At 41.6% G+C, this 26,361-nt stretch carries 16 protein-coding genes and 2 pseudogenes; 10 read left to right on the forward strand and 8 right to left on the reverse strand.

Annotated features, from left to right (window positions below; all coding sequences use genetic code 11):
- Nucleotides 1-118 precede the first annotated feature (118 nt).
- The 4 genes from NLP_RS19260 to NLP_RS19270 form a co-directional block, all read right to left on the reverse strand.
- On the reverse strand, nt 119-3,094 hold the full coding sequence (locus NLP_RS19260; RefSeq protein ID WP_234016983.1) for a molecular chaperone: 2,976 nt from the start codon (nt 3,092-3,094) through the stop codon (nt 119-121).
- 360 nt (nt 3,095-3,454) lie between these two features.
- Nucleotides 3,455-3,580, reverse strand: a complete 126-nt coding sequence (locus NLP_RS35590) for a hypothetical protein (RefSeq protein ID WP_267894877.1) — start codon at nt 3,578-3,580, stop codon at nt 3,455-3,457.
- Nucleotides 3,581-3,636: 56 nt separating this feature from the next.
- On the reverse strand, nt 3,637-4,473 hold the full coding sequence (locus NLP_RS19265; protein ID WP_104907794.1) for an Rpn family recombination-promoting nuclease/putative transposase: 837 nt from the start codon (nt 4,471-4,473) through the stop codon (nt 3,637-3,639).
- A 31-nt stretch (nt 4,474-4,504) separates the two neighbouring features.
- Entirely contained in the window at nt 4,505-7,054 is a 2,550-nt protein-coding gene (locus NLP_RS19270; protein WP_104907795.1) for a proteasome protein, read from the reverse strand.
- A 915-nt stretch (nt 7,055-7,969) separates the two neighbouring features.
- Between NLP_RS19270 and NLP_RS19275 the strand changes: the two genes are divergently transcribed.
- The 4 genes from NLP_RS19275 (at nt 7,970) to NLP_RS19285 (ending at nt 14,560) form a co-directional block, all read left to right on the forward strand.
- Nucleotides 7,970-11,353: a PAS domain S-box protein gene (locus NLP_RS19275; protein ID WP_234016984.1), complete on the forward strand. Its 3,384-nt coding sequence runs from the start codon at nt 7,970-7,972 to the stop codon at nt 11,351-11,353.
- Between the two features lie 376 nt (nt 11,354-11,729).
- Nucleotides 11,730-12,452, forward strand: coding sequence for a cyclase family protein (locus tag NLP_RS19280; protein WP_104907796.1), 723 nt, complete (start codon nt 11,730-11,732; stop codon nt 12,450-12,452).
- 56 nt (nt 12,453-12,508) lie between these two features.
- A complete protein-coding gene (locus NLP_RS33335) occupies nt 12,509-12,658 on the forward strand; it encodes a hypothetical protein (RefSeq protein WP_158680462.1) in 150 nt (49 codons plus the stop codon).
- Nucleotides 12,659-13,063: 405 nt separating this feature from the next.
- The gene (locus NLP_RS19285; protein WP_104907797.1) at nt 13,064-14,560 is read left to right on the forward strand and encodes an aldehyde dehydrogenase family protein; all 1,497 of its coding nucleotides are present in this window, start codon (nt 13,064-13,066) and stop codon (nt 14,558-14,560) included.
- Between the two features lie 73 nt (nt 14,561-14,633).
- Here the strand turns inward: NLP_RS19285 and NLP_RS19290 are convergent, their stop codons facing one another.
- Complete coding sequence (locus tag NLP_RS19290; protein ID WP_104907798.1) at nt 14,634-14,975, reverse strand: XisI protein; 342 nt, start codon at nt 14,973-14,975, stop codon at nt 14,634-14,636.
- Between the two features lie 26 nt (nt 14,976-15,001).
- Between NLP_RS19290 and NLP_RS19295 the strand changes: the two genes are divergently transcribed.
- Complete coding sequence (locus NLP_RS19295) at nt 15,002-15,283, forward strand: hypothetical protein (RefSeq protein ID WP_104907799.1); 282 nt, start codon at nt 15,002-15,004, stop codon at nt 15,281-15,283.
- Between the two features lie 310 nt (nt 15,284-15,593).
- Here the strand turns inward: NLP_RS19295 and NLP_RS35830 are convergent, their stop codons facing one another.
- Nucleotides 15,594-16,022: a pentapeptide repeat-containing protein gene (locus NLP_RS35830; protein WP_325034768.1), complete on the reverse strand. Its 429-nt coding sequence runs from the start codon at nt 16,020-16,022 to the stop codon at nt 15,594-15,596.
- A gap of 243 nt (nt 16,023-16,265) precedes the next feature.
- A pseudogene (locus NLP_RS35045) lies at nt 16,266-18,179 on the reverse strand (nSTAND1 domain-containing NTPase); the annotation flags it as partial.
- Nucleotides 18,180-18,314: 135 nt separating this feature from the next.
- Here NLP_RS35045 and NLP_RS19305 point away from each other — a divergent pair.
- From NLP_RS19305 to NLP_RS19325, 5 genes and pseudogenes are all read left to right on the forward strand, one after another.
- Nucleotides 18,315-18,713: a CU044_2847 family protein gene (locus tag NLP_RS19305; RefSeq protein ID WP_104907800.1), complete on the forward strand. Its 399-nt coding sequence runs from the start codon at nt 18,315-18,317 to the stop codon at nt 18,711-18,713.
- On the forward strand, nt 18,710-19,420 hold the full coding sequence (locus tag NLP_RS19310) for a TIGR04283 family arsenosugar biosynthesis glycosyltransferase (RefSeq protein ID WP_104907801.1): 711 nt from the start codon (nt 18,710-18,712) through the stop codon (nt 19,418-19,420). The genes NLP_RS19305 and NLP_RS19310 overlap by 4 nt, the downstream gene beginning before the upstream one ends.
- Nucleotides 19,421-19,720: 300 nt before the next feature.
- Nucleotides 19,721-19,934, forward strand: a pseudogene (locus NLP_RS19315) (TVP38/TMEM64 family protein); the annotation flags it as partial.
- Between the two features lie 123 nt (nt 19,935-20,057).
- Entirely contained in the window at nt 20,058-20,822 is a 765-nt protein-coding gene (locus tag NLP_RS19320) for a TVP38/TMEM64 family protein (RefSeq protein WP_104907802.1), read from the forward strand.
- A gap of 222 nt (nt 20,823-21,044) precedes the next feature.
- Nucleotides 21,045-22,598: a mercuric reductase gene (locus NLP_RS19325; protein ID WP_104907803.1), complete on the forward strand. Its 1,554-nt coding sequence runs from the start codon at nt 21,045-21,047 to the stop codon at nt 22,596-22,598.
- Between the two features lie 145 nt (nt 22,599-22,743).
- Here NLP_RS19325 and NLP_RS19330 read toward each other — a convergent pair whose 3' ends face one another.
- The gene (locus NLP_RS19330) at nt 22,744-26,268 is read right to left on the reverse strand and encodes a PA14 domain-containing protein (protein WP_104907804.1); all 3,525 of its coding nucleotides are present in this window, start codon (nt 26,266-26,268) and stop codon (nt 22,744-22,746) included.
- Nucleotides 26,269-26,361 lie beyond the last annotated feature (93 nt).

Below are 26,361 nucleotides of genomic sequence, written 5' to 3' on the forward strand. Positions count from 1 at the left end.
CCAAATATTACCTGTATGTGATTCGTAGCAAATTAAGCTTGGCAAACCTCTGCGCCACTTTTTGTTTAAAAATATTAATTTTTTCAACGCAGAGAAACGCAAAGGTTTAATGCAAGAGTTAATGTATGCCGCAAAAGGGATCACGTTCTTTATCAACTTCATTAGGTTGCAACTCTAATTCAGCACGATAAACGCATCCTTCTTGCATCAAGCATTCTTGATTTTGTGATGTCCAGTAAGGCACTTCGCCAGCGTGCATCCTTAGAATACCTCGATCGTCGAGAGTTACACGATATTGGCAAGGGTAATCTGTGGTTACATCTGGTTTACTGAGTGCGCCAATTCGTATCCATTTTTTGCTGTTGGTTTCAGCATCTGTTTGATAAACATAGAAAGTGTGCTGTCCAGTTTGCGGAAAGGGAGGTAAAGGATTACTAATTAAGCCAATTCCTGGTTGCGTCACCCCATCGCGTAAATAGTGAAATTTATGAAACGTTTTACTACCATCATTTCCGACTTCAAATACAAGATGATAGGCATCTGGTTGATCGACAGTTGCTGACTCAATAACATTAACGGCAATATCACCATCATTTAAATCTTTATTGAAGCCTTCTACAGCAATATTCCAGTTTAATTGACCATCAGCAAATAGCGCTGAAGTTTCTGAAACTACCGATTCTAAATCGATACCAGAAATATCAATCAAATAATGGGGATTTCCTTGACAAAGCAATACGTTAAATTCGAGGGTTTGGTCAATCTCAAACTGGACTTTGATTTTTTTCAGAAATTCTACTTCTGGTATTTCCAGTTGATTCATCAGGTTTTTACCGTCAAAGCTTCCCCAAAGTCGTAAATCTCCTTCTTCGTAATCCTGACGGTAGATAATATTAGTCAATTGTATGCCTTGCCAGTGAGTACGAACTTTAGCAACAGTTTCCCCAGGTGCGAGTTGATAGAGTTCTTGTCCAGCTTTGAATATAGTTAGTAAATCGTTGCTTTGGGTTTTGCGTTTGAAGTTGCAGGGTAAATAATAAAACAGGTTTTTAACATCAATTTCTAGCTGGTTGGCTCCCTTACGCAGCAAGCTTTTAGACTCTTCTGGATCGAATCTCAATCTTCGTAGCTTTTCGGCATAGCAAGCACCGGCGGAGGTGGCTAGCTTGGTAAATTCCAACACAAAGGTAATCCGTTCTGGATTCCAGACAAAATATGGAGACTTACTAAATTCTTGATAAATTTGGCGCTGCACTATGTCTAAATTACAAGTTTTACCAGACAAAATTAACCAATCAACTTTTTGGGAATTCCAAGAATCTTTGGTGAGATCATCGCGACGCAAACGACTTTCCATTAATCCTTTGGCAATCCCGATCGCTTCTTTAATTCCCGAAGCGGCGGCTCGTTCAAATTGCTGGTTATCTAAGGTGACGCAGATGTTATTTGGATCTTTGACTTGCAATTTAATGGCGCTTTGGGTGAGCAATTCGGAAATTTGCTGCTCAGAAAGTGTGAAGGTTAATAGAGAATTATCTGCTGTTGACTTTTGCCCCAGTTTAAGTTTAGCTGCTTCTGCATGTTCCCAGAGAATATAAAAAGATTGCAGACGTTGAGGTGCTTGTTGCCAACGAGTCGGCAATACTTTCTCGGCAGTATCTAGGGCATCTTTGTAAGCAATATCGCCTTCTGGATTCTCTCTATCCAGACATTTTAAAAGACTGCCAGTTTTAAATTTGCCTTGTTCTAAAAAGCGCTCGTTTAATTCTGAGTTAATTAAATCTTCTAGCTTTTCGTTTTCTAGATCGCCGATTGTTACTGCTGTCAACAAAAAGTCTGCGATCGCAACTTTTAATAATCTCAATATTCGCAGTGTAATTAACTCCCCGCCTAACTGTAAATGACCAGATGAACCTAAGAGTTTGGGGGTAAGTTTATAATAACGTCCTCCTAAACCACGTTCTTCATAATCAGCAAAAGCTGGGGTTTTGTCTTCCAAAGTCAGTTCAATTAAAGCTAAGTCTGTGGTTCCGCCGCCAATATCCAAGACGAGGACATTTTGTGACCATTTGTTTCCTACTTGGCGACAACGGGTTTTGAATGACTCAATCCCAATGTTGAGATTACCGCCAAATTCTCGCCATAAAAAGAATATTGCCACAGAAACGGCTTCATCATAAGCAGTTTGCACATCATCGATTCCTAACTGCTCAACCAATTCTCTAACTTCCTTGCGAACAACTGGTGGGGCGACTGTTGGGTAGGTGACAACTGCTGTTAAAAAATCTCCTTCAGAAAACCTGCGTCGTGCGTGTTGGCGGTAGTCTTCAGTTAACTCGATTAAATGCGCCCAAGCAGATTGGATCAGTTGGTTGGCGGTAATTGTTTCTTCTTCGCCATCCAAAATAATAGAAAACGATCGCTCCTGACCAAAATAGCGTTTAGGTGAATGGTGAAACCTGCTGATAATTTCCTTTAAAGAACCGCTTGTACCTTGAGCGATCGCTTTTTTTCTGTTATCTCTAGCTTCCCTTCCCATCCGCAGTTTTAAATCCCCTAAGTGGGAAATTTCCGACTCGCTGGGAATTTCCGTATCGCGGCGATCGATATCCAGCACAACTGGGATCAGATTTTGCGACTCTAGGGTAGGGACGCGGAACACCTCATGATAAATTTGGTAAAGTTTTTTGCTGACAGCCCGGCGGAATCTCTCGCTGTTTCCTAAAGAAAGTTCAATTTGGCGAATTGCTTCTAAAAATCGCTCTTTATTATCACTTTCAAATACTTCACTCAATCTTCTTGGTTCTATCTCCAGATTTTTGCTAATTTCTACGATGAACTTTTCCCAATCATCAGCGCTGACATCTGGTAAAGCGACTGAGGCGGGAGAACTTAACCATTGTGATAAGCGATCGCGCAACCGCATTTCTTGTTCTTTGGGTAAAATTTCTGCGATCGGTACTTCAATTGGATCGAAGAGTGTAACTGTAGAGTTCGACGTGCCAAAATCTAAAGCAAACCATCCCGGAAATCTTTTTTGTTGTTTCTCACTTGGTTCTCGATCGCTATATTTGTTGAGTTGAAAAGGGTTCATTATAGTATCACTTTCTATTGTTTGTCTTACAGCTGGCTAAAAACTGTAATGTTGTATCATAAAATTACAAATTTAGAGAATCCTTGTGGTAAAGACTTTTCATCTTTGGTCTTGTACCACTGATTCTCTTTAGCACTAGCTTTTTTATTTGGTGCGATATCTACGGCTGGCTATACCTACGCTTTTATATAGAAAGGACGTAGGTATAGCCCAAACTAGGCATCGCTATGAAAATTACGGTAGTTATTGAGTTGATGTTAAAGATTCTTGCTCAGTTGCAAGTCTTACTTGTTCGACTTGTTTGATAGTTAAATCAAGTTACTGGGCAACCTCTTCTATAGAAATACCATAAGCTAAGAATCAAGGTATAAGTTCAAGTTTTGCTTGTTCTCGTCCTTTTTCTCGTATTTCTTCTAGTGCTTGTTTTAGTCCTTCTTCTTTAGCTTCTTGATAAACCCTAGTTTCTTGTAACTTAATTTCAAACATCGCCTCTACCTCTTCACTATTTAAGTTTGCAAATTTATAATCAGTAATTGTTGTGATTACTCAGCTGCAAGCCTTATTTGTTCTATGGTTAAATTAAGTAATTGGGCAACATCTCCCATCGACATACCACTAGCTAATAACTGAGGTACAAGTTCAAGTTTTGCTAGTTCTCGTCCTTGTTGTAGTCCTTGCTGTAGCCCTTGTTGTAGCCCTTGTTGTAGTCCTAGTTCTAATCCCTCTTGTTTAGCTTCTTGATAAACCCTAGTTTCTTCTAACTTAACTCCTAACATTGCCTCTACCTCTTCACGACTTAAGTTTGCAAATTTATAAACTGCGATTGTTGTGATTACATCTATTATCTCCTTCTTAGCCAAGACAGTTATCTGTTCTAGTTGCACCCGCTCAATTAAACGTTTCGCTTCTTGAACCATTTGAGTCTCTGAGGCAATAGTCAACTGCATCAAACTGATACCTACTTTTTGCTCATCAGGACTACCTAACTCATCTAAATAAATCCGTTGTACTTGGGAACTATTCAGTAACGATCTATGAATAGTGGTGTTTTCTGGTTCCAAGCTGCGAGATTGTAAAATAATTACCCCGTACCAGTCATCGTAAAGCAACGGATTACGATACATATACAGCATGGATTCGGAGAAAAAGCGATGGTACAGTAACTCATCTCTTTGGAATTGTACCTCAGCAAAAAAGATCGTCTGAGATGTTGCATCCGGTGGAGGTAAAAATACCCCATCAATCCGAAATGTTGGTTCTTTAACTTCAACTGATTCAAAGCGATAACTAGCAGCTTCTGTTGGTGGCTGTTCTACTAACTCGAAAAACAATCCTGGGACACGCTTGAAAATTGTATAAAAAATCGCATCACGTCTCACAAATACATCCTCATATCTCTACGCGATCGCGTCATCTCAAATCAAAATCATCTGAGTGAGAAACTGCGGCGATTTCTGAAATAATTTGCAACCAAGTAGGAATTTGGATCTCAGATGGCAATTCTCCAGCTGCCAAATATCTTAGCAACGTTTCTTTTTTTGAAAGGTTTTGCAGACTAGGAATAATTTGATCCAAAATGCCTTTTAGTTCGGAATTAATTTGCTGATTAACTTCACTAACATACTGCACAAGATGGAGACTGGCGCTAGCAGTAATTTCATCTCGCAGTCGCAGTACTAAAAGTTGGTGATTAGTCGATCTGGGTAAGCCTTGGCTTTTCTCTGGTGCCCAATCAAATATTTGACCAACGTTGTGTTTTTCGTCTTGACGTGCTAAAGGAAAAATAATTTCAGGTGCAACAGTTTTGTCTTTACTAGTAATTTCCGAGATAATTGCTTCTTTCCATTCGTTAGGGTCGCATCCTAATAATAATTTGTAAAATAGATCGGCATCTTCAAAACCAAATTTTTCTTCGATTTCTTGTTCCATTTCTGGGTGGAAAAATGCCTGCAATTGTTCGCGTTCTGGGGCGATATAATTTGATAATTGGTTCAATAAATCTACTACTGCTTGCTGAATGCGATCGCGGGCAAAATCTTCTACTTCTTTAACGGTTTTCTCAAATACTGGATAAAAATCATCACTCTTAGTTGGAAGGGAAGTATTTACGCGGTTTCCTCGATCGAATAATTTTCCAGCTGCACCTTTAGATTCTGCCAGAGCGATCGCTCCATTATTGGCTTTGTTGAAGAGTAAAGTCCACTGGTTCCAATTAAGGATTCTAAAGGTGAGTTCGTCTTTAACTACATCGCTGACAACAACACCGCGTCGGTCTTTGAGTGGTTCTTTCCCGATATCTTTTTGAAAATTTCTGTAGATTTTATCTAAGCTTTCGACCACAAAACGCAATTCGATAAAAGCGGGACTATCGCCTGTGGGGATACCTTGCTCGTGAATTTCATCTATAATGTCTTTTAAGTGATCTTGTTGCTGACTCACCACATCAGCAGCTCTTTTGGTATCTTCATGCAGTTGCTTCAAACCATGAGTAGCTACGTGAGTTTGAATCACTTCCCGCAGCTTACTAAGTCCCCCATCTTGAACAAAGTAACCCAACTGTCTGCCCAAATAGCTACGGGTATCAGATTCTAGCAGATGTTTACTTAATAGCTCCCATTTATCTTGTAGCCGTTTAGACCGATCTAGGTAATCAGGATAGTCTAAGTTAGCCAAAAACTCTGGTGAACCGGCTTTCACGCTACTAGAACGTTTTGCTAATTCAGCCAATCCCAACAGTGGCGACAGTAAAACGATGCGGTCTTTTTGGGTTGTAAACGCTTGTGCACCATCAATGGTAGTTTGCAGAACTTTGAGTTTTTGAAGAACCGTTTCTTCCTGCAAATATGAGCTATCTTCAATCAATTGGTCAAGTTCTCTTTCGCCACCCTCGCTATCTAGAGGTAGTTGATCGAAACGACCCACACCGACGAGAATTAAATCTTTCAGGTCTTGTCCCGGTCGCTGCTGCTGCATCATGGTGAAGATTTTATTGGCGCGATCGCTTCCAGGAGATTTACCATTTAGCAATACCAAAATTGTCTGTACTTCTGCCAATTCTTGCAGTGACAAAAAGGTATCTCTAGCCCCCGAATTAGCAGCCCCCAATCCCGGAAAGTCGATGAGAATAAATTTAGCTGCATCTGCAAAATCCCAAATTTCCCGTGAGATTTTTACATCGATATCTACGCGGCGGATCAGTGGGAAACTGTTTTGCAATAACTTTGTTGGTAGCCGCTGGGGTGGACTTGGTAATCGGATATGCGCTGGAGGTAAATCCTCAAATTTCAGAGTTTGGATTGCCATTGGCTGTTCGACTAGCTGTAATCCCTCACGAGCGGTGGTAGCATCAATCTGGTAGTGCCCACCACACATAACTTCCCCATAAGCTTGATAAGCCCGTAGGAATAGTACCAACTCCCTCAGTAAATAACGTAGCTCTAAATTGTTACTGCTATTCCATGCTTCTTCACACCAGCTAATAATATCTGTGCCAGAATTGAGTTTCGATACTGGTATAGGAGGAAGCCCTGCTGCTGTTGTTCGTTTATTGGCTTCCCCCAGCATGAAGCGTAGACACTCATGTACTCCTTCATGAGAAAGATAATTGACCGTAAAATTACTTAACTGAGTAGTTACAAACTCGTTTTGTGGGAGAATATGTATGGCGGTAACATTACCTGTAGTGGGGTTTTCACTGACTGGCAAAGCATCTGCATATCCAATTAGACTGCCTAAAAGTAAGGTTTTTCCACTACTAAATTCCCCCATTACACCAATTTTGACAGGCGAAGTTGCCAGGTCTACAGTTTTCTGGGCAGCCGAGCGCAAACGAAGAAGACAGTCATCAAGACTAGCTGGAACCCAATCTTCTTGTTTAGAAGGGTAGTGGGGCACAGAATCTATCTTTCGGAGGATGAATTCGCCGTACTCCTTAAAACGGCCCAGTTTATCTGGTTCCATAAAGTAGTTTCCGCCTAACATTAATTTCTGTGAGCTTTATAACATATAAAATGCGATTATCAGCCATTGTTGCAACGTGTTGATATCACATTTAGCATTTCTCTCATTTAATTTGCGATTTTGTTATTGCAATCCTAAATCATTGGTGAGATTTGTTCTCTTTTTGGCGTACTTTTATATGAGATGCTGCGCGTACACTTAGTATCTCCTATAGAAGACAGTTCGTCATCACCTAGATTTCTCATAACTCAGATAGGATTATTGCTATATAAGGCATTTTGACTAGTCAAGACAATTTGAATAAATTGGGTTTTGTTGGAAACAATAAAAAAGAATACATCCATCATCATCCAGGATTAAAAATAAATAAAGTTGGCTTTTATACCACTAATTGGTTGGAAACTGCTTAATACAGATGTGGCGCTCAAACTCTTTTATACCCCTGATTTTAAGCAAGTTAGATCCATCAGCCAGATTCTAATTCATGCTGAATTCTTCTTGATAAAAAATCAATATTTATTTGGGATGAAAATCTTGATTATTGTGAATTTATGATAAAGATGTAAACGCCTTGTAGAGAATCATATAGTTTACGTAAACCTAAATCAGGTTTTTAAGGAATGCAATTACATAGCTAAAATGAATTTCTCAGTGATTCCAAAAAGAAACAAAGTCAAACAAGATGACTGATATCTAGATAGTTTAAATTTCACAAAAAATGTTGGAGTTAATCTTAATGATAACTTCAGCATTTTTTCAATTTATTTACACTAAAAGAGGAATTGCTGCATATATAAAAATAAATAAAGTATTAAGATCGTTAGCAGGTTGGCATAAACAAGATTATATCCATGTATTAAGAATTATATTTTCAGCAAGTTACTTTTATAATTTAGGCAGAGCAGGCAGGCAAAAGTGTTTTCTAAAAAGGTGCATAGCTACGTTAACCAAATCATAGTTGAAGAGGAAGAAATACAACAGGATGAAAAAGTATTTTGTCAGCAGGCGGATATTGCTCCTCTGATGATTTGGATGTCTGGATACAATGCACTTTACTGTTACTTCAATTCTAATTGGCTGAAATTTACTGGAACACACTTAACAACAGCCGCATCTGCATCTGCACAAGAAGAGGAAATAGGCAATATTTGGACTAGCAGCGTCCATCCAGAAGATAGACAGCGAGGCGAAGATATATACCTAAGAGCATTTGCGACGCATGATTCCTTCCAGAGACAATATCGCCTGCGTCGAGCTGATGGTGAATATCGCTGGATTTTAGATACAGCCGCGCCACGATTTGCAGCAGATGGTAGCTTTGTCGGTTACATCGGTTATTGTATCGATCTAACAGAAGTGCCGATAGAGATAAGTCAACCTTCCCTAACAGAAAGCTGTTCGCCATCGATAAATTCCTCTCCTCGCTTACGTAAAATTACAGGTAGAGAGCGGGCAACAGAATTAGCAAAAGCATTAGAGCAACTGCAAGCTGAAATTACCAAACGCCAAGCAGTTGAAGCACAGTTACGCCAAAAAACATCAGAATTTGCAACGATTTTGCAAGTGCTTCCTGATTTGTACTTTCGTCTTGATGTTGATGGAAGTATTCTGGATTACAATCCAGGGAAGATGCCGAGTCTGGATATTCTACCAGGAGATTGTCAGGGCAAGAGTTTACGAGAATGCTTACCGACTGCTGTAGGCGATCGCTTCCATCAAGCAATAAATCAAGTACTTGAAATTCAATATGAAGTCAGTTTTGAATATACCTTACCGATCTTAGAAAAAAATAATAATTTTGAAGCTAGATTATTACCATTACCAGACCAGCAAATCATAGTTCTGATCCGCGACACCAGCGACAACATCCAAGCAGCCTTAATAGAAAGTGATGCCAAGTTTCGCAGCATTGTAGAAAATGCCAACAACGTTATTTTTTCGCTAACACTTGAAGGGATATTTTCCTACATTTCTCCTAACTGGACTGAGATTTTTGGGCATGAGGTTGCAGAGGTTGAAGGCAAATCCTTTATTCCCTTTATACATCCTGATGATGTGCATATCTGTGCCGATTATTTCCAAAGAATTTTGACAACAGGCAAGAAACAAGAGGCAATTGAATATCGAGTCAAACACAAAAATGGTAGTTGGCGATGGCATACAAGCAACTCATCTGCGATTAAAGACGCTAATGGCAATGTTTTATACTTCGTTGGTATTTGCTATGACACCACTGACCGTAAAGAAGCAGAAGTCGCTCTAGCAGAACGAGCGCGTTTAGCAAATTTTCGTGCCGATGTAGACGCGGCGTTGACCCAGAGTGACAGCTTACAGAACATGATGCGCCGCTGCACTGAGGCTTTAGTTGAACATATTGATGCAGCTTTTGCTCGCATCTGGACGCTGAACAAACAAGACAACGTATTGGAATTGCAAGTCAGTTCTGGGATGTACACCCATATCAATGGGCCCCATAAATCTGTGCCAGTCGGTCAATTCAAAATTGGTTTGATTGCCGAAGAAGGCAAACCCCATTTAACTAATTCTGTGCAGACAGATCCCCGCGTTGGTAACAAAGAGTGGGCACAGCGAGAGGGTATGGTCGCCTTCGCGGGCTATCCCTTAATTGTTGAAGATGAAACTGTAGGGGTGATAGCCATGTTTGCCCGCCAAACACTGACAGAATCAGCTTTCACAGCATTGGAATTTGCTGCCCAAGAGATTGCCATTGGCATCAAGCGCAAACAAGCAGAAATTGCACTCAGAGAAAGTGTTCAGCGAGAAGCACTACTCAATCGTCTTTCTAATCAGATTCGAGCTTCTTTGGATCTCAATCACATTGTGGAAACCGCAGTGCAGGAGATTCATAACTTATTCCAGATCGATCGCTGTGTCTTCTTTTGGTATCGGCAAGACGCTGATGTACCCTACTGGGAAAAAGTATATGAAACGAAAAGTTCCTTTTTACCCTGTCTGCTTAATCAACAAGAAGTAACTAATGGAGAAATCGAACTAATCGCAGCCAAAACCTTAAACGGAGAAATCATCCGCATTGATGATCCTGAGACTGTAGACGATTCCATAGCCCGGCAGTTTTTGCAGGATTTTGGTTTCACTGCCTTTATGTCGCTGCCTGTACACACCCAATCTGGCGAAATTGGTGCATTTAGCTGTGGTTATTGTAGTGGCTTTCGTCCTTGGCTGAACAACGAAGTAGAGTTACTACAAGCAGTTACAGTTCAACTAGCGATCGCTATTGACCAAGCTAAACTTTACACCCAAAGTCGCATCACTGCCCAAACTGCCCAAGACAAAGCCCAGCAACTAGAAGCAGCACTGCTAGAACTTCAACAAACCCAAGCGCAACTGATTCAAACTGAAAAAATGTCCAGTTTAGGACAATTAGTTGCAGGTATTGCCCACGAAATCAATAATCCCGTTAATTTCATCTACGGCAACATTAGCCACGCCCGTGAATATACTAAGGATTTGCTGCACTTAGTAGAACTTTATCAACAAAACTACTACCCACCAATACCTGAGATTGATCAACAAATCAATACCATTGATTTAGACTTTCTCAAGCAAGATTTACCCAAAATCCTGGAGTCTATGAAGATGGGAGCCGAACGCATTCGCCAGATTGTCCTATCTTTACGCAATTTTTCTCGCCTTGATGAAGACGGTACAAAGGCAGTGGATATTCATGAAGGTATGGATAGCACTTTGCTGCTATTGCAAAATCGCCTAAAAGCCAAACCAGGACATCCTGAAATCCAAGTAATCCGAGACTACGGCGACCTACCACCAGTAGTCTGTGACGCTGGACAGATGAATCAAGTGTTTATGAATCTATTGACAAATGCGATCGATGTCTTGGAAGAGTCATTTGTCAATAGTCATTTGTCATTAGTAAACAAAACTGAACAAAGGACAAATGACCAACAGAGAAGTCTGAGCGGAGGCTTCCGGCGATCAGAACTTCTCCCAAAGGAGATGCTGCGCGAACAAAGACAAATGACTTTTCCACAAATTCGCATTCGCAGCCTCATTCAAGAAGACCATGTAATCATTAGAATTGCTGACAATGGCCCAGGCATGAGTGAGGAAGTACGCAAACGCTTATTTGACCCTTTCTTCACGACAAAACCTGTGGGTAAAGGCACGGGTATGGGATTATCAATTAGCTACCAAATTATAGTCCAAAAACACGGTGGAAAAATCCAGTGTATTTCAGAACCAGGAGAAGGTGCCGAGTTTGTTGTGATGATTCCACTAAAGCAAAAACCCTCAAAGTAGATATCACACAATAGAGATATGAGTGAAAAAAATGTAGAGATGTAGCACTGCTACATCTCTACAGGGGTTCTGGATAACACATATTTAATTTCTGGAGATATCTAATCTTAATCTAAGCTTAATCAAAAATTAACCTAATAGTTGTTAACTAAGATCAACTCACTTTTTGCTGCAACATTTGAACCCCCTCAATAACCTAAAACTTACAGGAATTGGGGGGATTATTTCTTATAGTATAGGGAATTAGGTTTAGAAAACGTTGTAATGGTAGTACTAGCTTTGCTTCGGCGTAGCCCAACCCAGAGGATGTACACAACTATCTGCACCTACGTATTTTATAAAAAATCACTGAGTACAAATAAAATAGAAGGCTGGGATGATACAACCCCAAAGTCAAAATAGTATCACCTACACACGCGTTATCCATCTAAGTCATGTAATTGACGTAGATATTCCCCAATGGTCTGGAGATCCCATAGTAGAATTTGAAACTGTGGCTGAACTAAATAATGATGGCTATTACCTGCGGCGTTTCTCTTTGGGGGAACATAGTGCTACCCATATCAACGCTCCTAATAGTTTTCATAGTTATGCTGTGGGAATTGACCAATACCCAGCCCAGTCTTTAGTTGTACCTGCGGTGGTCATAAATATTTGCCAAGCCACAGCAGTTAATCCTGATTATGCGCTGACTATTGCTGATGTTTTGGCTTGGGAAGCAGAATACGGTGAAATTTCTGGTGGCTGCGTAGTTATATTAAATACTGGTTGGCAAAAAAAGTGGTTGGATAAAAGTGCATTCCTCAATCATGATGGTCAAGGGATTCCCCACTTTCCTGGATTTGGCAGCGATGCAACTCAATTTTTACTCGATGAACGGCAAATAGTTGGGGTAGGAATTGATACTCATGGTGTAGATCCCGGACAGGATAACAGTTTTACGATTAACCGCCTAGTTTTAGAACAACCGCGCATTGTGTTAGAGAATCTGACAAATTTGGATCAACTGCCACCTAAAGGTACTACTCTAGCGATCGCAGTTCTAAGGTTACGTGGTGGTTCTGGTTCTCCTGTGGGGGTATTGGCGTTAGTGCCTTAATTTTTATATGGAACCTGTGGAACCTGTGTAAGCGTTATCGTTTGAGATTTAATCGTATGACTCAGACAGTGGAAGGAACATTTGAAGTTCGTACTTTCGATTTAACTAAAAATCCTTTAGATGAAAACGAGCCTGTAGGTGAAGGTGAGCCGTTTCGGTTCACCTTCACAGGGCAGCGTGTCACTGTTGGTAGATTAGTCAATTAGCCTCAAACTAGATTAGTAATAATGTGTTGCAGATGTAAAATAAGTCGCAGCTTGGGATGCAAAAGAAACATTAGACTTCTTGCATGAATCAAAAGCCCTCACCCTAAATCCCTCTCCCAAGCTTGGGAGAGGGACTTTGAAATTGTCTCCCCTTCTCCCAAAATTGGCAGAAGGGGTTGGGGATAAGGGCTAGTTTTGTATTAGTGCAAGAGGTCTATTGGACGAAGCTCGTAAGATTTGTGAGATCCGCTAGTCACTTTCTTTAACAAGATGAGTTTGGCAGTGTACGTTCTACTTTAAGAAAGGCTGACAACGTTTACGCCTAAAAAACAGAGCCTTGACGCCAAACTAGAAAGCAAGCAAACTTAATACACAAGTTTCAGTGGATCATCGGAAATTTTCAAAATGATAACTCCGCTATCTTGCCGCAATTATATAGATGGCCAATGGTTGAGTGCTGGAGAGGAAGCAACCCTAGAAAGTCGCAACCCTGCTGACAAAACCGAAGTTGTTGCCACATTTCCCCGTTCTCAAGTTCAGGATGTAGATATAGCGGTAGCCGCCGCCCGTCAAGCCTACCGCAGTTGGCGCACAGTCCCGGCCCCAGCAAGGGCAGAATACATCTTTCGCGTTGGGGAAATATTACTCCAGCATAAAGAAGAACTTGCCCAATTAATCAGTCGGGAAATGGGTAAACCCTTGACGGAAGCCAGGGGAGATGTCCAAGAAGGTATTGACTGCGCCTTTTACAGTGCTGGCGAAGGACGGCGACTATTTGGGCAAACCACACCCTCGGAAATGTCCAATAAATTTGCCATGACTGTGCGGATGCCCATCGGAGTCTGTGCCTTAATTACTCCCTGGAATTTCCCGGTAGCAATTCCTTGCTGGAAAGCTATGCCAGCCTTGGTTTGTGGCAATACAGTTATTCTCAAACCTGCCGAAGATACCTCCGCCTGTGCAACTAAATTGATTGAAATTTTTCAACAAGCAGGTTTACCACCAGGAGTAATTAACTTAGTGCATGGTGTGGGAGAAGAGGCGGGGAAAGCTTTAGTTGAGCATCCTAATATAGATTTAGTATCGTTTACCGGTTCTTCAGAAACAGGTGCTTTTGTCGGCGCGACTTGCGGACGCACTCACAAGCGTGTCTGTTTGGAAATGGGTGGTAAAAACGCTCAAGTGGTGATGGAAGATGCCGATTTAGAACTTGCTCTCGATGGTGCAGTGTGGGGAGCATTTGGCACAACTGGGCAACGGTGTACGGCTACCAGTCGGCTGATTTTGCATCGTGATATCAAAGAAAAATTCACCGCTATGCTTTATGAGCGTACCACTAAGTTACGCTTGGGTGCTGGCACTGACCCAAATACAGATATTGGGCCGATAGTCAATGAAAAGCAACTCCAACAGGTGAGCAAGTATTTGGATATCGCTCGTGAGGAAGGAGCAAAGGTTTTAATTGGTGGAGAAATTGCTAGTGAAGGCTCACTGAAAAACGGTTACTTTTTTCAACCAACTATTTTGGATGATGTAACTCCTGATATGCGGGTTGCTCGTGAAGAGATATTTGGGCCAGTAGTAGCATTAATTGAGGTTAGCTCCTTTGAGGATGCGATCGCAATTCTCAACGATAGCAATTATGGTCTTTCTTCTTCAGTTTACACCCGCGATATCAATCGGGCTTTTACTGCCATGCGCGATATCGAAGCAGGTATCACCTATATCAACGGCCCGACTATTGGCGCAGAGGTACACTTGCCCTTTGGTGGTGTGAAACAAACCGGTAACGGACACCGTGAAGCTGGAACTACTGCTTTGGATGTTTTCACAGAATGGAAAAGCGTCTATGTTGACTTCTCTGGAAGTTTGCAACGCGCTCAGATAGATAATCGTAGTTAATTATTTGCAAATGCACTTGGGTTAAGGCTTGATTATCCCTAACCCTCCTTAAATTTGAATCTGCTCTGCTGCTTTAAACCGTTGCAAACTCAGTATATTTCCTCACTTCTGGAGGCTGAAAAGCCAAGACAATATCACTTGCAGGAACATTTAAACGCATTAACTCAGTTGCTATTCCTTCTTCAGTCAAATCTTCTTCAATGTAAATTTTTTCATTTTTAATGCGAATATAGACAGAAATTCCTTTAACTCTTTTCCCTTGTTTCCAACCAATATTGAACCACAAATATTGACTTCTTTCATCATCAAACATTAACACTTCATCTACATCAACAACAGTAACTTGTGAAGATATTCTTTGATACTCTGTTAATATTTGCTTGATCGTATTTTGATATTGAGTTAACTTATCCATTTCACTTAGATGCAGAGTTCGCGTTAGTGACTTCAGAGTTGACGTTAGTGACTCCAGGGTTGACGGTAGTGGCTTCAGAGTTGACGTTAGTGACTTCAGGGTTGACGGAAGTAGCTTCAGAGTTGACGTTAGTGACTCCAGGGTTGGCAAAAGTGACTTCAGGGTTGGCAAAAGTGACTTCAGGGTTGGCAAGAGTGACTTCAGGGTTGACGGGAGTGACTTCAGGGTTGGCAAAAGTGACTTCAGGGTTGGCAAGAGTGGCTTCAGGGTTGACGGAAGTGGCTTCAGGGTTCGTTGCGATCGCTTAATTATAAAAACTCATTGCAAGCAAAGCAATCTCTGAAAAGAGCGATCGCTCTTGAACACCATTTTTTCAGACTAGATGCAGGGTTCCTCTTTGTTTGGTGCGATCGCTTAATTATAAAAACTCATTACCAGCAAAGTAATCTCTAAGTCTTGTGAGCTTTACTCGCTCTGACAAATAAATCTTTTTGTTTTGCCCATAGACACAAAGAAGACCGCAAAACAACTACTTTTAGTGGAATAATAATGTATAAAAAGGTTGCAAAAAGTTGCATTGCAGGATTGGTTAGAAGTAAAAATGCAACCCCAAAGTATTCACTTAGCTAATTCTGGTGGTAAACCGAGCTTGGTACGAAAATCCTCGTCATATTCTGCCTCCTTCCAACTATTAGCAGATTTAACTTGCTCAGGAGTAGGGTTTTTGGCGTACCTGAGGTCGGCACCGCTGAGGTCGGCACCGCTGAGGTCGGCACCGCTGAGTTTGGCACTGCTGAGGTCGGTATTCCTGAGGTCGGTATTCCTGAGTTTGGCACCGCTGAGGTCGGCACCCCTGAGGTCGGCACCCCTGAGTTTGGCACTGCTGAGGTCGGTATTCCTGAAATCTCTACTAGCTAGACTTTCACCAGCTTTTACTAGCTTTTCAAGTGCTTGAATTCTTGCCAGACTATACTCTTTACCCTTAGCACTATCTAGATTCTGCCAAAGTAGATTTATCTCAGTCTGTTTCAGAACTCTTGGAGTCACAGATATTAGGAAAATTAACGAAGGAATTAAGGAAAAACCAATAGACTGCAAGCTATTATTCCGCTTTTGTCTGCTACTTGCTTGAATAAACTCTTCAGCCTGGTTAGATAATCTTAAACTTTCAGCTTGTTCTTTCTGAAAAACCTTTGCCTCTATCAAACGTTTCCCTTGAAACAGATAATCTTTTGCCTTCCCTCTATCCCGCCATTCAATAGCTGCCGCTTCAATTTTCCGCTTTTGTCGCAGGATGTCCCGACTTTCGTCAATCCACTTGCGTAATAGCAACCAATGGCGAATCAGTGCTTCATGTGCCACATCTACTACAGCAATTTGATTAGATAAGGTACTGGTGACAACTAGCTTCTCATCAGCTAACCGTTGAATTATTCTATTAATTACACCTTCTGGATGCTGTGAAGTAACTAAATCCCCTTGCAAAACTTGTCTGCGGGTATCTTCTGTTCCTTCTCCCAACTGCGTCAATTCTAAAAAAATCCGCTTTGTTACTTGCTGTTCCTCAAGTGATAATGACTCATAAACTTCTGTGGCACGTATTTGCAGGGTTCCCCTAACTCCACCTAGTTTGCTATACGTAGTCAGGGTTAACCGTTCTTCAGTTCTTTGCTGCCATAGTTCTGTTAGCGTGTACTGCAACAACGGTAAACTCACCGGTGAATTTTATACATCTGCAATCATTTGAGAAACTAATTCTGGTTCTACTGCTAAGTTCACCTGTTCAGCAGGTTTGATAATTGCTGTTTCTAATTCCTCCTGATTCATCGGTGTTACTGTTACTAAATGCTCTTGAATTTTCTTAGCTAGTCCGCCATACTCTTGTTCCAGACATTTACCAAAAAAATCAGCCCGCATTGTGATTATTAGGCAGAGTTTATTGTCATCCCGTTGCAAAGCACCTAGCACACATTCAAAAAACTGCTGTCGTTTTGTAATGTCTTGACATTGAGTAAAAGCTTCCTCAAACTGGTCTACCACTAGCACTACGCGCTGAGTTTGTGCAGCAGTAATCAACTGTCCTAAACCAACTGCACCTCTAGCTATTAGTTCTTCAGCTTTCGCTAACTGTGATGCGCGTTCAATATCTGATAATTCTGATTCTACAAATGCCAGTGCTAAATTTTGTAAGGGGTTAATTCCTGGTCTAAATATTTTCAACTGCCAAGTATCGCTACCTGATAACCTACGTCCTAACTTTAATTGATAAAGTAAACCCGCTCTCACAACACTAGACTTACCGCTTCCTGATGCTCCCAACACAGCTAGGAAATTACCCGACCGCACTTTTTCTAAGAATTCGTCGGTTAAGGCTGTTCTGCCATAAAATAATTTAGCATCTGCTTCTGTGCAATCAAAATAAGACAACCCTTTGTAAGGACAAATAGCTGATATCTGTACTGTGGAGTTAACAGTAGAGGAATTCCATTTGCGGGTGAAATTAATGGCTTCACCAGAGTTAGCAAAAATGGGACGCTGGGGAAACGGGTGATGTTCTTGATTGAGCAAGTCTACTAAAGTGTAGTTACTCACCCAACGGTCTTGTTTTGGTTCCAAGCCTTTCAGCAGTGCGGCGGTAAGAACGCTGTGTTGGCTGTTAATCTCTTCAAAAGCTACTTCAAAATCACGAGAAGCCGCAATAAAACACCTATCTCTACCTTTACCCCGATCGCCTGGATCTGCCTCTGCAAAATTTAGCACCTCTCCGCTATAGCAGCAATCCAAAATCACAATTTGTTGTCTTACTTCACTTTCTTGCAGCAGTCGCCGCAACCATTGTAGAGATAATCCCCAATTACCCGCATCGGGGTTGACTTCACTCGTTGCTAAAAAACCTTCCGGAATTCCTAAATTTTTCCGCAATCCATGACCAGAAAAATACAGTAGCGCTGTGTCTGGCGGCTTACCATCTGGCTTAAATAATTGGACTATGGCTTTTTCTAGCTGAGTTAAAGCAACTTTAGTTTGCTTACCAATGCGAATCGTCTGGTTTTCCTTGTCTTTGACTGCTGGTAGCCGCGTTACCCGAAATTCCCCATATTGTTGTAAGATTTGAGCGATCGCTTCAGCATCGGCAGCTGGTGCGTTGAGACATTTTAAGCGGTCATACGTATTAATTCCCACCACCAAAGCGTCTCGACTCATCTTAGAAAGCCCTATGATAGTTGTGCCGAATTATTTCCAGCTTCTACAAGAAATTTACCGCATTTTCCGTAAAAATTTGTAGGTTAGCCCAGATGTGCTACCCTACACGCAATTCTTTCAGGCGAGATTTATCCCATGACTCAACTCACACCTATTCATTTAGAAGATGGCACTATTATTTACATTGAGGGTACAGATAATATAGATGCTCCACCAGTCATTACCGAAGTTTCTCCAAAGGGAGAAGAAGCACTAATTGATAAGGGATGGGATGCTAATGCTGCACAAAAACAAATAGTGCAAAATTTCCAAGCAATTGAAGGTACAATTCGGGCTTACACTGTTTATTCACTTAATGCTTTTAAGAAAATCCCTGTTGCCAATATTGATAAAGTCACTCTAGAATTTGGCATCAAAGTTGGCGGTGAAGCAGGTATACCTTACGTGACTAAAGGCACGGCTGAAAGTAATCTTAAGGTAACGGTAGAGTGTTCATTTCCTGACCAGCTGGAAAAACAAACTCAGCAATCATGAGTCAGAATATTGGTGCTGGTAAAATTTCGATTATTATTCCAGTTATTAATGAAGCAGGAAATATTAAAGAAGCGATCGCGACTACTCAACAGAGTATAAATATAGAAGTCATAGTAGTAGATGGTAGCTCAAAAGATGACACAGTAAAAATAGCCCAGTCTTTAGGTGTAAAAGTTATTTCATCACCTCCAGGCCGTGCTGTGCAAATGAACGCGGGTGCTGTAGCGGCTAGTAGCGAGATTCTGCTGTTTCTTCATGCAGATAGCCGTTTGCCAACAGGGTTTGATGAGATGATTCGCACAGCACTACAACAGCCTGGGATTGTGGCTGGTGCTTTTAAGTTGCGGATTGATGCGTCACTTTTAAGTTTACGATGGGTGGAGTGGGGAGTAAATGTGCGATCGCATTTTTACCAAATGCCCTATGGCGACCAAGCAATTTTTTTAACAAAGCAAGTATTTCACCAAATTGGCAGTTTTCCCGAATTGCCCATCATGGAAGACTTTGAACTTATGCGTCGTTTAAAACGCACCGGACGCATTGTAATTATCCCTACACCAGTTGTTACTTCAGCCCGTAGATGGTTGCAAAAGGGAGTATTGAAAACTACGCTACTTAATCAAATAGTAATTATTGCTTATTTACTCGGTATTTCACCTGAGCGAATTCGTCGCTGGTATCGCCGAGAAAAATTTAAGAGGGTTTAAGCTGTTTCTCATCTAAGTAGTATATCTTAGGGGCATTAGATTTGAGGTGTAAGTTTCAAAGTTGAGCTTCCGAAGGTGAACATCGAGCCTCAGAAGGTGAACATTGAGCTTCCGAAGGTGAACATTGAGCTTCCGAAGGTGAACATTGAACTTCCGAAGGTGAACATTGAACTTCCGAAGGGGAACATTGAGCTTCCGAAGGGGAACATTGAGCCTCAGAAGGTGAACATTGAGCCTCAGAAGGTGAACATTGAGCCTCAGAAGGTGAACATTGAGCCTCAGAAGGTGAAACTTATAAAAATGAAGAAGCGTTTATTAAATTCCAAACTCAAACTACTACTCTTAAGTTGCCTGATTGGTCACTCTCATAATTGTCGCTAAACAATTTAACTTTCAGGGACTTTTACAAACCTCAGTCATTTGGGTTGAGAGTCTTGGCGTTTTAGGGCCTATCGCCTACATAGTCATTTACAACTTGGCGACATTGCTGTTCATACCGGGTTCCCTCCTAACGCAAAGTGTGGCAATAGAAAAAATAACCGATGATCAAACTCAAAATAATTAATATATGTAAAATTTCTCCACTGTCAGTTATTACTGTTAACTGATTTACAAATTTATCTTACCCGTGCAAGTTATGAACAAGCAATTTATCGTAAATCGATTTAATCCTGGAGACTTGCAGAAGTTTTTTAGATTGATTGTATTAATATTACTAGTACTTAGCTTTGCTTTTTTGTTAAATACAGAGTTTGCCTTGGCACAAGAATCTGTAAATCCAAATTCTTTCAATCCCCAAGCCATTTTACGGGACGCCTTGCAGTGGATTGATAATCTCGGTACTGTGGGAGCGATCGCTTTTCTTGCACTTTACATTATTGCCACCATCGCTTTCTTCCCAGGTTCCATTCTTACCTTAGGTGCTGGCGTTATCTTTGGCGTAATTTGGGGTTCTTTGTACGTGTTCGTTGGTGCAACCCTTGGCGCTACAGCTGCTTTCCTCGTCGGACGTTATTTAGCAAGGGACTGGGTTGCTCAAAAAATTGCAGATAATAAAAAATTTGCCGCCATTGACCAAGCCGTTGGCAGAGAAGGATTAAAAATCGTCCTGCTAACGCGACTGTCGCCGATATTTCCTTTCAATTTATTAAACTATGCTTTCGGCATCACCGGAGTTTCGCTCAAAGATTACTTTATCGGTTCCGTGGGCATGATTCCCGGAACCATCATGTACGTTTATATTGGTTCCCTTGCAGGTAATCTGGCCATGATTGGCACTGAGGCTCAACCTACCAACCCGACTTTACAATGGGCAATTCGTATCTTGGGTTTGTTTGCGACAGTAACTGTGACAGTTTATGTAACCCGGATTGCACGCAAAGCTTTAGAAGAGGAATTGTAAGGGGGGACAGATATATGGCCTTACTGTGGTCTATTAAACTGCAAATTGCTGTAAATTATTGATTGCTGAAACGTTTATACAGAAAAGCTTCAATTATATTTGTCAATTCTCAAACGGACAAAACAATTCAAAGGCTGTATTCCTTATTAAACAAGCATAAAAAATAAAAGACTGAGCCGCCTAAATTTATCGGGATTCTTAATTTTAAAAGAGGTTTTGCCAATGAACAATTCAGATTTAGAGATAGTCACAGTTCGCCCAATGGATGAGTATAACCAAAAGTTGGTGTCTCACGTCCATCCACCAAATTGGGTTAATCCTCAACCTCCCGATGTTTACGATTTGGTAGTAATTGGTGCTGGTACGGCGGGATTAGTTGTGGCGGCGGGTGCTGCGGGACTAGATTTGGGTTTAAAGGTGGCGTTGATTGAAAAGCATCTCATGGGTGGAGATTGCTTAAATGTTGGTTGCGTACCATCTAAAACTATTATTCGGTCTGCCCGCGTCGTTGGCGAAATCTGGGATGCTAAAGATTTGGGAGTTAATATTCCCCAACATAATAATATTGATGTTGATTTTTCCAAAGTTATGGCCAGGATACGGCGAATCAGGGCTGATATCAGCCATAATGACTCGGCGGAACGGTTTCAAAACTTGGGTGTCGATGTCTTTTTGGGTAGCGGTCGATTTGCGAGTAAAAATACCGTGGAAGTTGGCGACAAAACCCTCAAATTTAAAAAAGCTGTAATTGCTACTGGCGCAAGAGCTGCCCAACTGTCGATTCCGGGAATTGAAAAGGCGGGTTATCTAACTAATGAGACGGTTTTTTCCCTGATTCAACGACCGGAACATTTGGCGGTGATTGGTGGCGGCCCCGTTGGTTGCGAATTAGCGCAAGTTTTCCGGCGCTTGGGTTCTGAGGTGGTAGTTTTCCATAGCGGTTCTCATCTTCTGAATAAAGAAGATGCTGAGGCTGCTGAAATTCTCCAAAAGGTTTTGATTAATGAAGGAATTCGCGTAGTACTCAATTCCAAGTTGGAAGAAGTGGTAACTGTCACCCAGGGGAAACGGCTTTACTTTTCCTCTAATGGTCATCGAGATTCAATAACAGTGGATGAAATTTTAGTCGGTGCGGGGCGATCGCCAAATGTAGAAGGTTTAAATTTAGAATCAGTGGGGGTGGAATACGACAAGCGCCAAGGTGTAAAGGTAAATGATTACCTCCAGACGACCAATCCCAAAATTTATGCAGCTGGCGATATCTGCATGAACTGGAAGTTTACCCATGCAGCTGATGCCGCAGCGCGGATTGTAATTAAGAATACGCTATTTTCTCCCTTTGGCTTGGGACGCTCGAAACTCAGTAGTTTGGTGATGCCTTGGGTAACTTATACTGACCCAGAAATTGCTCACGTAGGGTTATCCGAACACGAGGCGCAGAAATTGGGTATTGAGGTGACAACAATTGAGATCCCTTTTAGTAGTGTAGACCGAGCGATCGCAGATGGTGAAGAATTAGGATTTCTCAAAATCCGCCATAAAAAGGGGTCTGATGAAATTATCGGTGCAACTATTGTCGCCAGTCATGCGGGTGAGATGATTTCAGAAGTGACTACGGCAATGGTGAATAAGATTGGTTTGAGCAAGTTAAGCAGTGTAATTCATCCTTATCCCACTCAAGCCGAAGCGATTAAAAAAGCAGCTGATGCTTATCGTCGAACACTCCTAACATCCAATACCAAAAAATTGTTGAGATTTCTGACAAAGTTCTCTTAAGCAAAATCAGTGAACAGTCGGATAACTGTTCACTGATAATTGATACAGCAGTTTTCAACTAGATGAGGTACAAAGTACAGGACTCAAAACCAGACATAAAAAGTTTGCTTCCTTCTTCCTGCCTCCTGCCTCTTTCAAGTCATCTCTAAACAGGTCGGAAACGATCGATCTCGCCTCCGGTCAAGTTTGCGTAATACAGATTACCATCAGGGCCAGTAGTGATTTGTGTAGGCAGTCCTAGATTAGGCCTGTCCTTTTGGGAAGCAAACTGCTTAACTGAGGTAACTTTGCCCTTACTATCTAATATCAAAGCATCGATAGTTCCTTGACTGAAATCACCAATGAATAAGGCATTTTGATAGATATCAGGGAAAGTATTACCTGTGTAAAAATCACCCACGAGGATTGAATTAGAACCAAAATGCTTGTAAGTGTACAATGGTTCTGTAACAGATGAGCCACTATTATAGAAGTCTTTTGCTGCATCCAAAGTAGCGTAGGATGGTTGTTTCAGACTGATGGTATTACCATTTGCATCAAGGCCACCTTCATAGAATGGCCAACCAAAGTTAGCCCCTGGTTTTCCGACATTCACCTCTTCGTAAGTACCCAAGCCAACATCGCCAATATAGGGGGTATTGGTCTTTTTATCAATTGTGAAACGGAAGGGGTTACGCAGACCTAAGTCATAAACTTTGGAAATATTGCTATTGGCGTCACCGTTGTAGAAAGGATTGCTTGATAAGCCTTTACCAGTAATCGGGTCAATCCGCAAAATCTTGCCGGACAGACTATTTTTGTCCTGGACGCGAATTGCTCGGGGGTCTATTCCATTGTAGGAAGTACCATCTCCTAAGCTAACAAATAGAGAACCATCAGTACCAAAACGCACAGAACCAACTGAGTGAGATTCACTATCATTGGCTATAAAATTCTGGACATTTTGGACTTTATCGAGATTATTAAGATAATCCTGCAAGCTGGTAAACGGCTTACCAGTATCTTTGTTGAGAATTCCTGATGGTGCATAGCCAAGTGAAACATTTGTGCTATTTCCATCTGGGTGGCTGATATTTGCCCAAGTGCCATTTGTACCTAGTAGTACCACTTCGCTGCCAGCAATTGCAGTAGTGTAATTAGTGTTGGGGTCAGCTGTAAAGCGACTTAGGCGTGCAGTACGATTCCCATTCTGATCGGGATCGTCCAATGTGCTATTGGGATTATTATTAGGATTGTTTACACTAGTTTCTGGTGGATCGTAGGTATACAACAGGTAAACATAGTTGTTGCCGTTTGGACTTTTGCCAAAATCTGGATGTACGGCAATGCCTAATAGACCGCGATCGCGCGTATCATTTACCTCTTTGCTAATATCAATAAATGATGTTGATAATAAGCTACCGTTTTTCATGACTCGCACTACCCCATTTTTCTGGGCAATGAATATGCTCTTACCATCAGGTGCCCATTCAAAAGCTGTGGGTTGAGTCAAACCAGAAGCTACTGTATCTAAAGCAAAGTTACCAGAGTCATTATCAATAATAGTGATACTTGTCTGTTGATTAGTTAGCTGCACTCCAACTGGGTTACTGAACTTCAAAGCAAATGTCTCATTTGATTCCCCAACATTGTCATTAAGAATGGGGATAACAATGGTGTTGCTGGTTTGTCCAACTGCAAAACTCAAGCTTCCAGATACAGCTTGGTAGTCAGATCCAGCTTTAGCAGTTCCATCTTGGGTTATGTAGTTGACACTAGCAGCCGCCGAAGCGTTCCCCCGTGTAACTATCACCTTAGCAGTACCGTCATCTTCATTAACTACTGGCTGACTGAAATCGAGGCCAGAGCGATCGTTGTCTTGAATCGTAATTGCGAGAGTTCTTTGGACTCCTAGTGTTGCCCCCTCTGCCTGATCGATGACAAAATTAAAGGTTTCATCTGCTTCTATCAAGGAATCATCATTGATCGGAATGGATACCTGTGCGCTGCTTTGTCCCGGCGCAAAAGTAAGTATTCCAGCACTTTCAATGCCTTCACTCCCATAGTCAACTCCTTTTGTAGCAGTATTACCTATAGTCGCATACTTGATTGAAGATGTACCACTTACATCTCCAGTCCTAAGTATTTTAACGGTAACGCTATCACTGCCTTCGTTCACAGTCATCGAAGACGAACCTAAGGTGATAGTGGTCTGAAGAAGTGGTGAATAAAGTTGAGACTGAGGAATGATTTCTTTCGCCTGAGAGGTGCTTGACCAACGCAGTTGAGAAACGGCATTGGATTTATTTTCATAGTACTCAAGTTTAATATCGTACTTCTGACCTGCAACCAATGCGATCGAGCCACTGGATTCGGTGGCAGGTTGATCGATAAACTGATTGATGATTTGTTGACCATTCACCCACAGTCGCACACCATCATCAGCAGTGGTGTAGAACTTGTAAGTTTCGCTGTACTTGGCTTCTACTTGACCTGTCCACCGTGCTGAGAAGGTATCTGCATCAATCGACGGAGCGGGAGAATCAGCGCCCCAATTAAAGTTCACCGTCGGATTTGTAGTAGTTACCTTCAGGTTAGTGAAGTCGATGTTGTCGTAGTACTCTGCTTTGAGTCCATTGCCACTACTAGGTGTGCTGACATTACTATACAGTTGGGACTGGGGAATGATTTCTTTCGCCTGAGAGGTGCTTGACCAACGCAGTTGAGAGACGGCATTGGATTTATTTTCATAGTACTCAAGTTTAATATCGTACTTTTGACCTGCAACCAATGCGATCGAGCCACTGGATTCGGTGGCAGGTTGATCGATAAACTGATTGATAATTTGTTGACCATTCACCCACATTCGCACACCATCATCAGCAGTGGTGTAGAACTTGTAAGTTTCGCTGTACTTGGCTTCTACCTGACCTGTCCACCGCGCTGAGAAGGTATCGGCATCAATCGACGGAGCTGGAGAACCAGCACCCCAGTTAAAGTTCACCGTCGCATCTGTGCGAGTTACCTTCAGGTTGGTGAAGTCGATGTTGTCGTAGTACTCTGCTTTTAGTCCGTTGCCATTACTAGATGTGTTGACATTACTAGATGTGTTGACATTACTAGATGTGCTGACATTACTAGATGTGTTGACATTACTATACAGTTGGGACTGAGGAATGATTTCTTTCGCCTGAGAGGTGCTTGACCAACGCAGTTGAGAAACGGCATTGGATTTATTTTCATAGTACTCAAGTTTAATATCGTACTTCTGACCTGCAACCAATGCGATCGAGCCACTGGATTCGGTGGCAGGTTGATCGATAAACTGATTGATGATTTGTTGACCATTCACCCACATTCGCACACCATCATCAGCAGTGGTGTAGAACTTGTAAGTTTCGCTGTACTTGGCTTCTACCTGACCTGTCCACCGCGCTGAGAAGGTATCTGCATCAATCAACGGATCGGGAGAACCACTGCGCCAGTTAAAGTTCACCGTTGGATCTGTACGAGTTACCTTCAGGTTGGTGAAGTCGATGTTGTCGTAATACTCTGCCTTGAGTCCATCTCCTTGAGAGAGTAGGCTAGACCGAGCAGAAATGCTGGTTTGTCCCGGATCAATGTTTTCTAGAGATGATTTACTAGTAATTACTGGACTTACAGATGTTGATAGCTTTTGATTTGATGCCATAATTAATGTTTCAGTATCACTTTTATATGGATGAATATTTTCAACAAAGAATGCATCATAAAGCTAGATATAAATATATTGATAAGCTAATCA

It is taken from the genome of Nostoc sp. 'Lobaria pulmonaria (5183) cyanobiont' (assembly GCF_002949795.1).
GTDB lineage: Bacteria > Cyanobacteriota > Cyanobacteriia > Cyanobacteriales > Nostocaceae > Nostoc.

Coding starts and splice junctions, on each gene's coding strand:
- NLP_RS35590 (WP_267894877.1), bottom strand. CDS start 3,580: ATGTTTGAAATTAAGTTACAAGAAACTAGGGTTTATCAAGAAGCTAAA.
- NLP_RS33335 (WP_158680462.1), top strand. CDS start 12,509: ATGACTCAGACAGTGGAAGGAACATTTGAAGTTCGTACTTTCGATTTA.
- NLP_RS19320 (WP_104907802.1), top strand. CDS start 20,058: ATGAACAAGCAATTTATCGTAAATCGATTTAATCCTGGAGACTTGCAG.
- NLP_RS19285 (WP_104907797.1), top strand. CDS start 13,064: ATGATAACTCCGCTATCTTGCCGCAATTATATAGATGGCCAATGGTTG.
- NLP_RS19260 (WP_234016983.1), bottom strand. CDS start 3,094: ATGAACCCTTTTCAACTCAACAAATATAGCGATCGAGAACCAAGTGAG.
- NLP_RS19270 (WP_104907795.1), bottom strand. CDS start 7,054: ATGGAACCAGATAAACTGGGCCGTTTTAAGGAGTACGGCGAATTCATC.
- NLP_RS19330 (WP_104907804.1), bottom strand. CDS start 26,268: ATGGCATCAAATCAAAAGCTATCAACATCTGTAAGTCCAGTAATTACT.
- NLP_RS19325 (WP_104907803.1), top strand. CDS start 21,045: ATGAACAATTCAGATTTAGAGATAGTCACAGTTCGCCCAATGGATGAG.
- NLP_RS19310 (WP_104907801.1), top strand. CDS start 18,710: ATGAGTCAGAATATTGGTGCTGGTAAAATTTCGATTATTATTCCAGTT.
- NLP_RS19305 (WP_104907800.1), top strand. CDS start 18,315: ATGACTCAACTCACACCTATTCATTTAGAAGATGGCACTATTATTTAC.
- NLP_RS19290 (WP_104907798.1), bottom strand. CDS start 14,975: ATGGATAAGTTAACTCAATATCAAAATACGATCAAGCAAATATTAACA.
- NLP_RS19280 (WP_104907796.1), top strand. CDS start 11,730: ATGATACAACCCCAAAGTCAAAATAGTATCACCTACACACGCGTTATC.